Genomic DNA, 13,840 nt, shown 5'->3' on the forward strand with positions numbered 1-13,840 from the left:
ATCATTACTCCACTGCGACGAACGGTTCGGCGCACACCTCAAGGAGTAGGAAAAATGGAACGCAAGTTTGACAACAAGGTCGTCGTAGTCACCGGTGGCACCAGCGGTATTGGCCTGGCCACCGCCAAGAAATTTGCCAGCGAAGGCGCCTATGTGTTTGTCACCGGCCGCCGCCAGCAAGAGCTGGACAAGGCCGTCCAGGCGATTGGCCCCCGTGCTACCGGTGTGCGGGCCGACATGTCCCAACTGGCCGACATTGACCGCCTCTACGACGCCGTGCAACAAAGCCATGCGCAAATCGATGTGCTGTACGCCAATGCCGGCGGTGGCTCGATGCTACCCCTGGGCGCCATCACCGAGGAGCATTTCGACGCCACCTTTGGCACGAATGTGAAGGGCCTCGTGTTTACCGTGCAAAAGGCTTTGCCGCTGCTGCGCGATGGCGCCTCCGTCGTGCTGACCGGCTCGGTCGTCGGCTCCACCGGCACCGCCGCCTTCAGCATCTACAGCGCCTCCAAGGCCGCCGTGCGCAATCTCGCCCGCAGCTGGACCCTGGATCTGAAGGAGCGCGGCATCCGCGTCAATGTCGTCAGCCCCGGCCCCATCCGCACCCCTGGCCTGGTCGAGCTGGCCGGCAACGATGCCGCGCAGCAACAAGGCCTGCTGGACTATATGGCCAGCCAGGTGCCGATCGGCCGCGTCGGCGAAGTCGATGAAATCGCGGATGCGGTGCTGTTCCTGTCATCACCGCAGGCCAAGTTCATCGCCGGCACCGAGCTGTTTGTCGATGGGGGCATGGCGCAGGTTTGAGGCATGGGGTGCAGGCATAAAGCAGTGGGTTGCAAGCGCAGCGAGCTGCCCATCTCCCGCAAAGACTGCATGCTGCGCCCAGCCGCAAAAAAGGCCCGCATGCGCGGGCCTCGTCCTGGCAGCGAAAAGGCTTAGGCGGCTGAGCGGCCAGTGCGCTTTTTGCGCATAAAGGCAAAGAAGCCCACACCAGCGAGCAGGCCCGAGGTCAGGACCAGGTTCCATTCGGACAGCGTGGGCACGGGCACCGATACCGTGGGAGCGACCGGTGTGGTCACTGCACCATCGTCGGCACAGACCTGGACCCAGCCCGGCCAGCCCCCGCTCATCGCCACGGTGATGCTGTTGACGGTGGCCGGGGGATTGTTGGTCAGCGTCAAAGTACCGGACGAGAAGGGGGATGCCGTTCCGGTGTATCCGGTGTCCTTGATCACCAACGGGTTGATTGCGCTACTGCCCGCCAGCGGCTCGCCAATGTCTGCAGCAACGGATTGGTACAGATCACCGTTGAGGCGCACACGCAGCGACGAACCCAGGGTCCGGATTCCGTGGGCCTTGATGCTTACCGTACTGGTCTGCAACGGTTTGTCAAAGGTGTAGGTGCACGACTGTGCGCCGCCTGTGAGTTGGGCTGTACCTGGCTCAAAAGGCCCTTGAGTGATCGTGTTGTCTTGGCAGGTTCCGCTCACGGTAGCGGTGACGGCGCCATAGGTGGTAGCGCCACCGCTGCCACTGACAAAACACTGTTGAGCGGCATGGGCTGCGTGGAGCGTGCCGAGGCTGAGAAGTACTGCAGAAGCCAAACGAAAAGTGGGGAACATACTGATACATGCAGTTGCACTAGGAACCAATATGTTAACAGCGGACCCAGCACAGTTATGGCAAAAATTGACCTATATCAATTCATTTTTTTCAATAAAAACAATAACAATCAACCTTTTGTACGAGATAGACACCTTCTTGAACGACGCATGCAAAGTAGATTTTTTAACCAAATTGTCAATTATCCAAACCTGGTTGATACACAAAAAAAGCCAGCTCGGTTGGCGGAGCTGGCTGAAGGCCGGTAAGCGAGAGAGCGCTTGGTCCACCGGCGAGGAGACAGGCAAGCGGGCACAGGGCTCGCTTGCGTATGGATCAAAGGTCAGAACATCAGAAGGCGGCGGGGCGCCATTTGAGCAGGCGTTTTTCCAGGCGGGTCAGCAAGAAGTCGGCGCCCAGGGCCACCACGGCCAGCACGATCATCGCGGCGAACACGCCACTGGCGTTGAATGCGCCCTGCGCGGTGGAGATCAACAGGCCGATACCTTCCTTGGCGCCGAGGAACTCGCCCACCACGGCGCCGACCAGTGCAAAACCAAAGCTCACATGCAGGCTGGCCAGAATCCAGGACATAGCCGATGGAATCACCACCGACAGGGTGACCTGGCGCGGCGATGCACCCAGGATCTGGGCATTGGCGATCATGTACTTGTCGGCTTCACGCACGCCCTGGAAGGCGTTGGCAAACACCACAAAGAAGACCATCACGACAGCAAGCGCCACCTTGGAGGCCATGCCCAGGCCCAGCGCAATCACGAACACCGAGCCCAGCACCACGCGGGGGATGGAGTTGGCGATCTGGATGTAGATGGAGAACACATCGGACAGCAGCTTGTTGCGGCCCAGCACAATGCCGCAGATGACGCCAGCGATGGAGCCGATCAGAAAGCCGATCACCGTTTCTTCCAGGGTGACCAGCACCTGCTGCCACAGCGGGCCTTGTGATGTGCCGTCGCGCATCCACTCCACAATCTGGTTCCAGATCATCGAGGGCATCGAGTAGAAGAAGGGGTCGATCCACTGCATGCAGGCCGAGACTTCCCAGCCGCCGAGCACCAGCACCAGCACCAAGAGGCGCAGCCCGATGATGACGGCCTTGCGGCGCTTGATGGCGGCCTGCGCGGCAATGGATTCCTGCGCGAGCGCGACGTCGCTCACGGCAGCGGGGGTGTGGTCTGCCGCAGCCGACACGGGTGCCGGGCTGCGCGCGGCGTTGGGGTTCAGGGTGAGTTCAGACATGGTGTGTTCCTTGCCTTGTTTTTACTGGATATGGACTTCTTCGCGCAGGTCATCCCAGATGCGCTTGGACAGGTCGATGAACTGCGGGTCGTAGCGCACCTCGCTCATCACGCGGGGGCGTGGCAGGTCGATCTCGTAGACGCGCTTCAAGGTGGCGGGGCGGGCCGTCAGCACAAACACGCGGTCGGCCAGCGCAATGGCTTCCTCCAGGTCATGGGTCACAAACACCACCGAGCCGCCGGACGCCGACCACAGGCGCAGCAGCTCATCCTGCATCAGCGTGCGGGTCTGCATGTCCAGCGCCGAGAAGGGCTCGTCCATCAGCAGGATTTCTGGCTGGTTGATAAAGGTCTGCGCCAGCGCCACGCGCTTGCGCATGCCGCCCGAGAGCTGGTGCGGGTAGTGGTTGCCAAAGCTGGCCAGGCCCACGCGGTGGATCCACTCGTCGGCCAGCTTGAGCGCCTGCGCACGCGGCGTGCCGCGAAAGATCGGGCCGGCGGCCACGTTGTCACGCACCGATTTCCAGGGGAAGACGGCATCGGCCTGGAACACAAAGCCGATGCGCGGATCAATCTGCTCGACCTTCTTGCCCATCACGCGCACCTCGCCCACCGTCGGCTGCAGCAAGCTGGTGATCAGGTTCAAGGTGGTGGATTTGCCGCTGCCGGTGGGGCCGACGATGGCGATGAATTCGCCCCTGGCCACCGACATCGAAAAATTACGCAGCGCCAATGTGGCTGTGCCATCTGGCGCAATAAAGCGCAGCGACACCTTGTCGAATTCAATGGCCGCATCGGCCTGGGTTGCAGAGGCAGCGGCATTTTTGGGCTGCACGGTGCTGGACGGCTGCTGGCTGGCAACCGCCTGGGTGGCATAGGACATGGTGGTCTCCCCTGTGGGTGTGGATGGCGCGCAAGCGGCAGCACGGCCTGGCCGCGCTGCTGGGCGGCTTGCGCCGCTTTTTACTTGGCGCTCAGGTAGGCGTTGGAATAGGTCTTGGCCAGGTCAATGTGCGCGCTCTTCACATTGGGCTTGTAGGCCGACAAAACCTTGAGCACGGTCTCTGGGCCGCCTTCGGGCATCTTGCCGTCCTTGGTGTACATCGGCAGCGAGGCCTTCAGCGCCGCCACATACAGCTCCTTGTCATTGCCGTAGTAGTCCTTGGGCATCTTCTCGGCAATCTCTTCGGCACTGTGGCTGCTGATGTACTGCATGGTCTTGCCAAAGGCGCGGGCCAGCTTTGCCGCCTGGTCCTTGTGGCTGGCGGCCCATTCGTTGCGCACATACAGGCTGGCAGCGGGGTAGAGGCCACCCAATGCCGCCTGGGTGCCCTCTTCGCTGCGCATATCGACGAGCACCTTGGCGTCCCCGGTCTTGAGCATTTGCGACACGGTCGGCTCGGTGGTCATGCCCGCCTGGATGCGGTCCTGCTTCATGCCGGCGATGAAGGAGTTGCCAGCGCCCACGGGCAGCAGCGAGTAGTCCTTGCTGGCCACGCCTTCCTTGTCGACCAGGTAGCGGGTGAGGAACTCGGTGGACGAGCCCAGGCCGGTCACGCCCAGGGTCTTGCCCTTGGCATCGGCCATCGATTTGAAGCCGCCTGCAGCCGCCTTGGTGGACACCAGTTCCACCTCACCGGGCACCTTGCAGAACACCGCAATGGCCTGGATCTCCTTGCCCTTGGCCTGCAGGTCGATGGTGTGGTCGTAAAAACCCACCACGCCTTGCACGGCACCGGCGATCAGCTGGTTTTCCGCATCCACGCCGGCGGGCTGCGACTGCAGCTCGACCTTCAGGCCCTCTTCCTTGAAGTAACCCAGCGACTCGGCCAGCTTGGCGGGCAGGTAGATGATCTTGTTGATGCCGCCTACCATGATGGTGACGGTGTCGTCTGCGGCCTGGGCAGCCGTGCTGGCCATGCAGCAGACAGCAGCAGCGGCGATGGCTGCCAGGGCATGGCGGCGGGTAGCGTGGAATGGGGTCATGCAGTGTCTCCTTGAAGTTGTGGTCCTGGCATCTGCAGTGGTGGCTCCCCGAGCTGGGCGACCGCATAATGCACCGGATAGGAACAGAGTCTAGAAACCGCACCCTTTCAGTGCGCTTTCGCTGCACTGCAGCATTTTTAGTGGTTATCCCTGATCTATTTGCGGGCGCCCGGCGCCCCACCTCCTCCGATGAAGATCCTTCTGGTCGAAGACAACCTGGAACTGGCCCAGTCCCTGGCCGAGCTGCTGCGCCAGCATGCTTTTGTGGTGGACCATGTGGACCGTGGCGATGCGGCCGACCAGCTGCTGAGCCAATCGCACTATGACCTGCTGCTGCTGGACCTGAACCTGCCCCAGCTCAGCGGCAAAGCCTTGCTGCGCCGCCTGCGTGAGCGGGGGGACAGCCTGCCGGTGATTGTGCTGACTGCCAGCGATTCGCTCGACCAAAAGGTGCTGTGCCTGGAGATTGGCGCCGATGACTACCTGGTCAAACCGGTGGAAGTGCGCGAGTTGCTGGCGCGCATGCAGGCCATTGCGCGGCGCCAGATGCCCGGGCGCGAGAACCAGGTGCGCTGCGGCAACCTGCAGCTGGACTTGCGCACGCGCCTGTTCAGCGTGGCGGGCGAAGAGCTGGCCCTGCCCCCGCGCGAGCGCAGCGTGCTCGAAGCGCTGATGCTGCAAAACGGCAGCGCGCTGCCCAAGCAGCGGTTGATGGATGTGATCTACGGCATGGACGAAGAGGCCAGCGCCGACGCGGTGGACCTGTATGTGCACCGCCTGCGCAAGAAGCTGCAGGCCAGCGACACCACCATCATGACCTTGCGCGGCGTGGGCTACCTGCTCAAGCAAAAACTGGCCGGCGGGGACTGAATGCTGCACAGCCTGCGCGCACGCCTGGCCCTGTGGCTGCTGCTGCCGCTGGCGGTGCTGGTGGGCCTGTGCGGCTGGTTTGCCCATGAGCATGCCGAAGATGCGGCCGACTATGTGCAGGACCATGACCTGCTGTCCTCGGCCAAGATCCTGGCTGACCGCCTGATCTGGGAAGACGGCGATGTGCGCGCCAGCGTGCCGCCTTCGGCACTCAGCCTGTTCATGTCGCCCGCGCGCGACCATGTCTACCTGAGCGTGATGGATGCGCAAGGCCAGCTGCTGGCGGGCCAGCAGAATTTTCCGCAGCCGCCAAAGCTGCAGCTGAGCGGCAGCGACAACGCCCAGTGGTATGACGCCGTCTGGCAAGGCCAGCCGATCCGCGCCGTCATCACGCGCCGGGCGATGTATGACGTGGCGGGCGCGCGCGAGATCACCATCCTGGTTGGCAAAACCACGCACAGCCGCGACAACATGGTGCAGACCTTGTGGTGGCCGACGATGGAATACCTGCTCTGGGCGCTGGCCGTGGCCGTGCTGGTAAGCGCCACCGCCTTGACCTTGGAGCTGCGCGCGCTGCTGCGCATGGCGCGCCAGCTGGCCGAGCGCCCGGCCCGGGATCTGGATTTCCACCTCGACTCGCGCCAGATCCACCAGGAGCTGCGGCCGCTGACCGATACCGTCAACCAGTTTGCCCGCACCATCCGCGCCCAGGTCGCGCGCCAGCGCCAGTTCATCTCGGATGCCGCGCACCAGCTGCGCACGCCGCTGGCCATCCAGGCCCATACCTTGGAGCAGGCGCTGGGCCAGACCCCTGCCGAGTTGGCCGCCCTGTCGGTCGCGCAGCGCCTGGCTGTGCTGCAGCGGCTGCAGCGCAGCAACCAGCAGTTGCTCAATGTGGCCAACCAGCTGCTGACCCTGGCGCAGGCCGAGGCCGGCAGCGCCGCGCATGCCGCCCAAACGCCGCAGTGGCTGGACCTGCGCGCACTGTGCCTGCAGTGCCTGGAAGCCCTGGCGCCAGCGGCCGACCTCAAGCAGATCGACCTGGGCTGGGAAGAACGCGCAGCGCCAGCTGCAGCACCCGCCGATGGCGCAATGCCCTCAGCCGATGCGCATGCGTTTTCGCTCTACACCAGCAGCCGTCTGCTGCCCGAGCTGATTGCCAACCTGGTGGACAACGCGATCCGCTACACACCGCCGCAAGGCCAGGTCACCTTGGGCCTAGCGGCCAGCGCCGACAGCCTGCTGTTGTGGGTGCAGGACAATGGCCCGGGCATACCGGCGCAAAGCCGCGATCGGGTGCTGGAGCGCTTTTACCGCCTGGCCAATGACACGCCCGGCACCGGCCTGGGGCTGGCGATTGTGCAGGAGGTAGCACGCGCAACCGGCGCCAGCCTGCAACTGGCCGATGCCCAGCAGCGCTACACGCCACCCTTTGGCCCGGGCCTGCGCATCAGCGTGCGTTTTGTGCGCGTGGCCGGCCCCGGCTAGGCTTTGTTGGCGGTAGCAGCGGCTGTGAGCGCACGCGGCTGGCGCGCCAGTTCGATAAAGGCGCGCACATAGTCGATGGCCGTCTCCGATTCGCGCGCCCCCAGAAAGATCTGCTTGGCAATGCCGCGTGGGCCCAGCCGCACCGGCACCACATCCATCTTGGCGGCGTACTCCTCCACCAGCCAGCGCGGCAGCGCCGCCACACCCCGGCCGCTGGCGACCATCTGCACCATGATGTCGGTGGTCTCGATGGCCTTGTGGCGCCGGGGCGTGATGCCGGCGGGCAGCAGGAACTGGTTGTAGATGTCGAGCCGTTCGATATCGACCGGGTAGCTGATCAGCACCTCCTGCGCGAGCTGCTGGGGCTTCACATAGGCGGCAGAGGCCAGCGCATGGCCCCGGGGCACGACCAGCACCTGCTCATAGTCAAACACCGGCTCAAACTGCAGCCCGGGTTTGAACAGCGGATCGGGCGTGACCAGCAGGTCGATCTCATAGCCAAACAACGCGCCAATGCCGCCGAACTGGAATTTCTGCTTCACGTCCACCTCCACATCGGGCCAGGCGGCCAGGTAGGGCGAGACGACCTTGAGCAGCCACTGGTAGCAGGGGTGGCATTCCATGCCAATGCGCAGCGCGCCGCGCTCACCCTGGGCAAACTGGCCCAGGCGCTCCTCGGCCAGGTCCAGCTGCGGCAGCACGCGGTTGGCCACCGCCAGCAGGTACTGGCCGGCCTGCGTCAGCCGCAGGCTGCGGCCTTCGCGCAGCCATACCTCCGTGCCCAGCTGCTGCTCCAGCTTTTTCATGCTGTGGCTCAGGGCCGATTGGGTGAGGTGGAGCACGCCGGCAGCGGCGGTGAGCGAGCCCTGCTTTTCGACCTGCTGCACGATGCTGAGGTGGATACGTTCCAACATTCAGATGAACCAAATTCATGGATTTATGAGATAAAACCATTTTACTTCATGAGTAACCCGCTCTAACATCCGGCCCATCGACCTGAGCCGCGTGCTGTGCCCAAGGCAGCTCAGCTCCCCTGCATTCAACCATCGGACCCCCATGAGCAGCGACATCCGCTTCACCCTCCAGCGCCTGCGTTTTGACGAGCACTACCAGCCCTCCGACAGCACGCGTATCACCACCAACTTTGCCAACCTGGCCCGGGGCCAGAGCCGGCAGCAGAACCTGCGCAACACCTTGCGGATGATCGACAACCGCTTCAACGAGCTGGCCCATTGGGACAACCCCAGCGCTGACCGCTATGCGGTGGAGCTGGACATCGTCACGGTGGAAATGCAACTGGGCGCGCAGCGCAACCAGGAGGCCTTTCCGCTGATCGAGATGCTGCAGACCCATATCTTCGACAAGCAGACTGGCCAGCGCACGGCCGGCATTGTGGGTAACAACTTCTCGTCCTATGTGCGCGACTATGACTTCAGCGTGCTGCTGCCAGCGCACAACCTGGACCGGGCCGGCTTCAGCACCCCGGCGCATTTTGGCGATCTGCATGGCAAGCTGTTCAAGGCCTTTGCTGGCTCCAGCACCTACCGGGACAACTTCAGCAAGCCGCCGGTGATCTGCATCAGCGCATCGACCAGCAAGGTCTACCAGCGCACGGGCAACCAGCACCCGGTGCTGGGCCTCGAGTACCAGCAAAACGAGCTGTCGTCGACGGACCAGTACTTTGCCAAGATGGGGATGCAGGTGCGCTTTTTCATGCCCGCCAACAGCGTTGCGCCGCTGGCCTTTTACTTTGATGGCGACCTGCTGGGCGACTACAGCAGCCTGGCGCTGATTGCCACCATCAGCACGATGGAGACCTTCCAGAAGATCTACCGCCCGGAGATCTACAACGCCAATGCCGCCGCCGGTGCGCGCTACCAGCCAAGCCTGAAGCACGAGGATTACTCGCTGACGCAGATCGTCTATGACCGCGAAGAGCGCAGCCAGCTGGCCGTCAAGCAAGGCAAGTTTGCCGAAGAGCACTTCATCAAGCCCTACCAGGGTGTTCTGCAAGCCTGGGCAGCCCAGGCCAGCGTTTAAGAACCTGTTCCAAAGCCTTGGCGCTGCGGCGCCATGCTGCCGATGTCACCTAGGCAACCCCTTTGTGCAGCGGCCTGCGCACAATGCCTTGCACGCCAACCTGCCCCTCATTTTTGAAAAAGGAAATTTCTGATGTTTGAAACCTCCATTGCCGGCAGTCTGCCCAAACCCGCCTGGCTGGCCGAAACCAACAAGCTCTGGCCCCAGTGGATGGCAGAAGGCGATGCACTGCGCCAAGCCAAGGCCGATGCCACCTTGCTGTGGATCAAGGCCCAGGAAGATGCCGGTCTGGACATCGTCGGCGACGGCGAGCAGGCACGCCAGCACTTTGTGCACGGCTTTCTGGAGCAGGTGGAGGGCATCGACTTCGACAACAAGGTGAAGATGGGCATCCGCGACAACCGCTACGACGCGATGGTGCCGCAGGTGGTGTCGGCCTTGCGCCTCAAGGGCCGCGTGCATGCGTTTGAAGCACAGCTGGCACGCGCCCACACCCAAAAAAAGCTCAAGTTCACCCTGCCCGGCCCGATGACGATTGTGGACACCGTGGCGGACCGCTTCTATGGCGACAAGGTGAAGATGGCCATGGCCTTTGCCGAGCTGCTGAACCAGGAAGCGCTGGCCCTGCAGGCCGATGGCGTGGACATCATCCAGTTTGATGAACCCGCCTTCAACGTCTACATGAAGGACGCGGCCGATTGGGGCGTGCAGGCGCTCGAGCGCGCAGCGCAGGGCCTCAGCTGCACAACGGCGGTGCACATCTGCTACGGCTACGGCATCAAGGCCAATACCGACTGGAAGAGCACCCTGGGCGACGAATGGCGCCAGTACGAGACGGTGTTCCCTGCACTCGCGCGCAGCAGCATCGACCAGGTGAGCCTGGAGTGCATCCACTCCCATGTGCCGCCCGACCTGATGAAACTGCTGGCGGGCAAGGATGTCATGGTCGGTGTGATCGATGTGGCGAGCGACACCATCGAGACGCCCGAGGAAGTAGCCGACACCATTGCCCGCGCACTGGAGTTTGTGCCCGCGGACCGCCTCTTCCCCTGCACCAACTGCGGCCTGGCACCGATGTCGCGCGATGTGGCCTGGGGCAAGCTCAAGGCGCTGGCAGCGGGCACCCAGCTGGCCAAGGAGCGGCTGGCTGCTGCCTGATACGCCAGCATGACCCGGTCGGGGAGACCTGGTCGGGGAGATCCGGTCTGCGCGACCGAGTCTCCTCGGCCGGGTCAGCTACTTTCAGCTACTGCACAAACCCGCTCACCCGCCCCCAGGCCTGGTGCATCTCTGCCACCAGCTGGGTCATCTGCGCGGCGACCGTCGTGCGCGCCTTGATGCCAAACACGCTTTGCCCGGCTGCTTCGTAGATCAGCTGGGCATGGTTGTGTTCGTGGATCGAGGCGAACACATCACCGGTCAGCGCCTGCTGCTGGGGCATGCCCAGGGGAGCGGGGGCATCGGCCTCGTCCCAGGCATCGATCCAGGCACTGCGTACCACGCGGCAAGGCTTGCCGCTATGGGCGCGCGAGATGACGGTGTCCTCGCTGCTGCTGGCGATCAGCCGGTCCAGCAACGCGGGCGGCGTGTGGTTCTCTTGCGCGGCCATCCACAAGGTGCCCAGCCAGGCGCCCTGCGCACCGCTGCAGATGCTGCCCAGCACCTGCGCACCGGTGGCGATGCCGCCAGCGGCCAGCACCGGCGTGTTCTGTGCCAGCTCCACCACCTGCGGCAGCAGCGACATCGTGCCCACCGTGCCGGTATGGCCGCCCGCGTCATATCCCTGGGCGACGAGCACATCCACGCCCATGTCCAGCGCCTTGCGCGCATGGCGCACGGAGCCAATCAGCGAGAACGTGAGCTTGCCTCTGCGCTTGGCCTCGGCAATCAGCTCGGCACGCAGGCCGATGGCCGTTGCCACCGCGCAAGCCTGGGAGTTCAGCACCGCATCGATCTGCGCCTGAAACATGGCCTCCGAGCGCGCATGGGCGGTAAAAAAGCTCGGCTGGCTGGGTGGCTGGATGGCAAAGCGCTGCCGCAGCCCCGCCACAAACGCGACATGCGCGGGCGGCAGCGCCGCCTGCAGGCTTTGCGGATCGGCCTGCTCTGGCACATGCGCCGGCAGCATCAGGTCAATGCCATAGGGCAGCCCCGCCAGGCGCTGCTCCACATCGCGCACGATCGCCGGAATATCCTGCGGCGCATCGCGTGCCAGCCCCAGCACGGGAAAGCCGCCGGCCTGGGCAATGGCGACCACGACATCGGGCTCGTGCGAGAAGCCAAAGATGGGATGCTGGATGCCCAGGCGCTGGCAAAGAGGTGTTTGAAACTGCGGCATGTTCAGTTGGGCTCAATGCCGGCCTGCTTGATGACGTTGCCCCACTTCTCGCTCTCCTGCGCGATAAAGCTATCGAACTGCTCGGCGCTCTGTGGTGCCAGCTCCATGCCCAGCGACTCGAGCTTGGTTCTGACATCGGGCTGCGCGAGGATCTGCGCAATATCCACCGACAGCTTGTGCAGCACAGGCGCCGGCGTCTTGGCCGGGGCCACAAAGCCAAACCAGGTGCCCACGTTGTAGTGGGGCAGTTGCGCCGCTTCGGCCACGGTCGGCAGATCGGGCGAAGCGCTGGAGCGCTTGGCGGTGGTGACGGCCAGCGCGCGCAGCTTGCCGCTTTTGACATGCGGGATCGCGAGCGCCGAGGTCAGCGGCATCATGTTGACCCTGCCGGACAGCAAATCGTTCAAGGCCTCCGACTGGCCTTTGTAGGGCACATGCGCGAGCGAGATTTGGGCCTCTTGCGCCAGCAGCTCGCCCGACAGGTGGTTGGAGGTGCCCAGGCCGGCAGTGGCATAGGTCAAAGGCGGATCGCTCTTCTTGGCCAGCGCGACGAACTCGGCCATGGTCTTGGCCGGCAGGCTGGGGTGCACGACGATGATGTTGGGCACATAGCCAAAACCGGCAATGGCCTTGAAGTCGCGCACGGGGCTCCAGCTGATGCTCTTTTGCAGCGCGGGCGCCACCGCATGGCTGGGGCTGACCGCCAGCAGGGTGTAGCCGTCAGGCGCGGATTTGGCGACATAGTCGGTGCCAATGGAGCCTCCGGCGCCTGTCTTGTTCTCGACGATAAAGGGCTTGCCGTACTGGGTTGAGAGCTTGTCGCTGATGATGCGCGCAACCGAATCGACCACCCCGCCCGCCGAGAACGGCACGATGACCTTGACCGGTTTCGTTGGATAGCCTTCCGCCTGGGGCTGCGCCTGCGCAAGCGCAGTGACGGCCAGACTGCACGCCAGCAAGGCGCGCGCCGCAGGGGCGAGGGATGGGATGGTCTGCATGGCTTTGTCTCCTGAGAAGGGTGGATTCGGCTTTTGTAGGTCTGCTCTTGTTCTAGTCTCGGCGCGGTGATGGTTGGCGGTTACGAAGTCAGCGCTGCCATCGTGCGTTTGGCAATATTGCTGATGTGGACCTGGCTCGTGCCTTCATAGAGGCGGAACAGGCGCACATCGCGGTAGAAGCGCTCGGCCACATTGCCGGCCACATAGCCGCTGCCACCAAAGATCTGCACGGCCCGGTCTGCTACACGGCCGCAGGTCTCGGAGGCAAAGAGCTTGCACATAGAGGCCTCCATGGTCACGTCCTGGCCATCGTCGCGCTTGCGCGCGGTCTCCAGCACCAGCGCGCGGGCGGCATGCACCTCGGTATTGCTCTCGGCAATCAGCTGCTGCACCAGCTGGAACTCGCCAATCGGCTGGCCAAACTGCTGGCGGCGCTGCGCTTGCAGGGCCATCTCCTGCACCAGGCGGGTGGCGGGGCCCACGCAGAGACCGGCCAGGTTGATGCGCTGCTTGTTGAGCGCGCGCATCGCTGTGCGAAAGCCCTTGCCCTCCAGGCCGCCGACGATGGCGCTTTCATGCACGCGCACCTGGTCCAGCACCACCTCGCCGACGGGCGAGCCATGCTGGCCCATCTTGCGCATGGCCGGTGGTGTGGACAGCCCGGGCGTGCCGCGCTCGATCAGAAAGGCGCTGATGCCGTTGGCGCCCTTGCTGCCGGGTTCGGAGCGGGCAAACACGGTGAACAGGTTGGCAATCGGCGCATTGGTGATAAAGCACTTGCGCCCGCTGATCACAAAATGCTCCCCATCGCGCACGGCCGTGGTCCGCAGCGCGGTGGCATCCGAGCCGGCCTCGGGCTCGGTCAGCGCAAAGCAGCCCGTCACTTCGCCGCTGGCCAGCAGCGGCAGGTACTGGCGCTTCTGCGCCTCGGTGCCATCGACCACCAGCGACTCCGATGCAATACCGGTATTGCCGCCAAAGCGCGCGCGGAACGTGGTCGCTACCTGCGAGACCTCGATATTGACCAGCGCCAGCTCCTCGGTCGTCAGGCCCGCGCCGCCATAGGCCTCGGGGATGCTGTGGCCAAACAGGCCCAGCTCGCGCATGCGCTGCACCACCGGCTCGGGGATCAGGTCCTGCGCATCCACCTGTTCCTCGATCGGCTGGCATTCGTTGCGCAGAAAGCTGCGCAGCTCGGCCAGCATGGCTTCAAACGTCTGGGGGTCTCGGATCATCACACTTCTTTCTTGGGG

General features: G+C 64.0%; 14 protein-coding genes. 6 read left to right on the plus strand and 8 right to left on the minus strand.

What is annotated here, in order from left to right; genetic code table 11:
* Positions 1-54: 54 nt before the first annotated feature.
* Complete coding sequence (locus tag WH265_RS03630; protein ID WP_021026374.1) at positions 55-810, plus strand: SDR family oxidoreductase; 756 nt, start codon at positions 55-57, stop codon at positions 808-810.
* A 131-nt stretch (positions 811-941) separates the two neighbouring features.
* Here the strand turns inward: WH265_RS03630 and WH265_RS03635 are convergent, their stop codons facing one another.
* A complete protein-coding gene (locus WH265_RS03635) occupies positions 942-1,388 on the minus strand; it encodes an IPTL-CTERM sorting domain-containing protein (protein WP_339557352.1) in 447 nt (148 codons plus the stop codon).
* 72 nt (positions 1,389-1,460) lie between these two features.
* On the opposite strand from WH265_RS03635, the gene WH265_RS03640 reads away from it, so the two are divergent.
* Positions 1,461-1,877: a hypothetical protein gene (locus tag WH265_RS03640; RefSeq protein ID WP_339557353.1), complete on the plus strand. Its 417-nt coding sequence runs from the start codon at positions 1,461-1,463 to the stop codon at positions 1,875-1,877.
* An 82-nt stretch (positions 1,878-1,959) separates the two neighbouring features.
* On the opposite strand, the gene WH265_RS03645 is transcribed toward WH265_RS03640, so the two are convergent.
* The 3 genes from WH265_RS03645 to WH265_RS03655 form a co-directional block, all read right to left on the minus strand.
* Positions 1,960-2,868: an ABC transporter permease gene (locus WH265_RS03645; RefSeq protein ID WP_339557354.1), complete on the minus strand. Its 909-nt coding sequence runs from the start codon at positions 2,866-2,868 to the stop codon at positions 1,960-1,962.
* A gap of 21 nt (positions 2,869-2,889) precedes the next feature.
* On the minus strand, positions 2,890-3,750 hold the full coding sequence (locus WH265_RS03650) for an ABC transporter ATP-binding protein (protein WP_339536829.1): 861 nt from the start codon (positions 3,748-3,750) through the stop codon (positions 2,890-2,892).
* A gap of 80 nt (positions 3,751-3,830) precedes the next feature.
* A complete protein-coding gene (locus WH265_RS03655) occupies positions 3,831-4,787 on the minus strand; it encodes an ABC transporter substrate-binding protein (protein WP_339519355.1) in 957 nt (318 codons plus the stop codon).
* 255 nt (positions 4,788-5,042) lie between these two features.
* On the opposite strand from WH265_RS03655, the gene WH265_RS03660 reads away from it, so the two are divergent.
* Positions 5,043-5,723: a response regulator transcription factor gene (locus WH265_RS03660; protein ID WP_021026369.1), complete on the plus strand. Its 681-nt coding sequence runs from the start codon at positions 5,043-5,045 to the stop codon at positions 5,721-5,723.
* Entirely contained in the window at positions 5,724-7,211 is a 1,488-nt protein-coding gene (locus WH265_RS03665; RefSeq protein WP_339557355.1) for a sensor histidine kinase, read from the plus strand.
* On the opposite strand, the gene WH265_RS03670 is transcribed toward WH265_RS03665, so the two are convergent.
* A complete protein-coding gene (locus tag WH265_RS03670) occupies positions 7,208-8,125 on the minus strand; it encodes a LysR family transcriptional regulator (RefSeq protein WP_339557356.1) in 918 nt (305 codons plus the stop codon). The two genes, WH265_RS03665 and WH265_RS03670, sit on opposite strands and share 4 nt — an antisense overlap.
* Before the next feature lie 142 nt (positions 8,126-8,267).
* Here WH265_RS03670 and WH265_RS03675 point away from each other — a divergent pair, with 142 nt between their 5' ends.
* Together WH265_RS03675 and WH265_RS03680 are read left to right on the plus strand one after the other, a co-directional pair.
* Positions 8,268-9,251, plus strand: a complete 984-nt coding sequence (locus WH265_RS03675) for a DUF1852 domain-containing protein (RefSeq protein WP_339557357.1) — start codon at positions 8,268-8,270, stop codon at positions 9,249-9,251.
* A gap of 132 nt (positions 9,252-9,383) precedes the next feature.
* Positions 9,384-10,409, plus strand: coding sequence for a methionine synthase (locus WH265_RS03680; protein ID WP_021026365.1), 1,026 nt, complete (start codon positions 9,384-9,386; stop codon positions 10,407-10,409).
* 88 nt (positions 10,410-10,497) lie between these two features.
* Here WH265_RS03680 and WH265_RS03685 read toward each other — a convergent pair whose 3' ends face one another.
* The 3 genes from WH265_RS03685 to WH265_RS03695 all read right to left on the minus strand — a co-directional run bounded on the left by WH265_RS03685 (position 10,498) and on the right by WH265_RS03695 (position 13,822).
* Positions 10,498-11,589 carry an NAD(P)H-dependent flavin oxidoreductase gene (locus tag WH265_RS03685; RefSeq protein WP_339557358.1) on the minus strand — a complete coding sequence of 364 codons (1,092 nt, stop codon included), beginning with the start codon at positions 11,587-11,589 and terminating at the stop codon, positions 10,498-10,500.
* A gap of 2 nt (positions 11,590-11,591) precedes the next feature.
* On the minus strand, positions 11,592-12,587 hold the full coding sequence (locus tag WH265_RS03690) for a tripartite tricarboxylate transporter substrate binding protein (RefSeq protein WP_339557359.1): 996 nt from the start codon (positions 12,585-12,587) through the stop codon (positions 11,592-11,594).
* 80 nt (positions 12,588-12,667) lie between these two features.
* Positions 12,668-13,822 (minus strand): acyl-CoA dehydrogenase family protein, encoded by a 1,155-nt coding sequence (locus WH265_RS03695; protein WP_339557360.1) that lies wholly within the window; start codon positions 13,820-13,822, stop codon positions 12,668-12,670.
* Between the last annotated feature and the right edge of the window lie 18 nt (positions 13,823-13,840).

The organism is Comamonas sp. MYb396 (assembly GCF_037479555.1).
In the GTDB taxonomy this organism is placed as follows: Bacteria; Pseudomonadota; Gammaproteobacteria; order Burkholderiales; family Burkholderiaceae_C; genus Comamonas.

Coding starts and splice junctions, on each gene's coding strand:
- WH265_RS03690 (WP_339557359.1), bottom strand. CDS start 12,587: ATGCAGACCATCCCATCCCTCGCCCCTGCGGCGCGCGCCTTGCTGGCG.
- WH265_RS03685 (WP_339557358.1), bottom strand. CDS start 11,589: ATGCCGCAGTTTCAAACACCTCTTTGCCAGCGCCTGGGCATCCAGCAT.
- WH265_RS03680 (WP_021026365.1), top strand. CDS start 9,384: ATGTTTGAAACCTCCATTGCCGGCAGTCTGCCCAAACCCGCCTGGCTG.
- WH265_RS03645 (WP_339557354.1), bottom strand. CDS start 2,868: ATGTCTGAACTCACCCTGAACCCCAACGCCGCGCGCAGCCCGGCACCC.
- WH265_RS03655 (WP_339519355.1), bottom strand. CDS start 4,787: ATGGCCAGCACGGCTGCCCAGGCCGCAGACGACACCGTCACCATCATG.
- WH265_RS03675 (WP_339557357.1), top strand. CDS start 8,268: ATGAGCAGCGACATCCGCTTCACCCTCCAGCGCCTGCGTTTTGACGAG.
- WH265_RS03630 (WP_021026374.1), top strand. CDS start 55: ATGGAACGCAAGTTTGACAACAAGGTCGTCGTAGTCACCGGTGGCACC.
- WH265_RS03650 (WP_339536829.1), bottom strand. CDS start 3,750: ATGTCCTATGCCACCCAGGCGGTTGCCAGCCAGCAGCCGTCCAGCACC.
- WH265_RS03670 (WP_339557356.1), bottom strand. CDS start 8,125: ATGTTGGAACGTATCCACCTCAGCATCGTGCAGCAGGTCGAAAAGCAG.
- WH265_RS03660 (WP_021026369.1), top strand. CDS start 5,043: ATGAAGATCCTTCTGGTCGAAGACAACCTGGAACTGGCCCAGTCCCTG.
- WH265_RS03695 (WP_339557360.1), bottom strand. CDS start 13,822: ATGATCCGAGACCCCCAGACGTTTGAAGCCATGCTGGCCGAGCTGCGC.
- WH265_RS03665 (WP_339557355.1), top strand. CDS start 5,724: ATGCTGCACAGCCTGCGCGCACGCCTGGCCCTGTGGCTGCTGCTGCCG.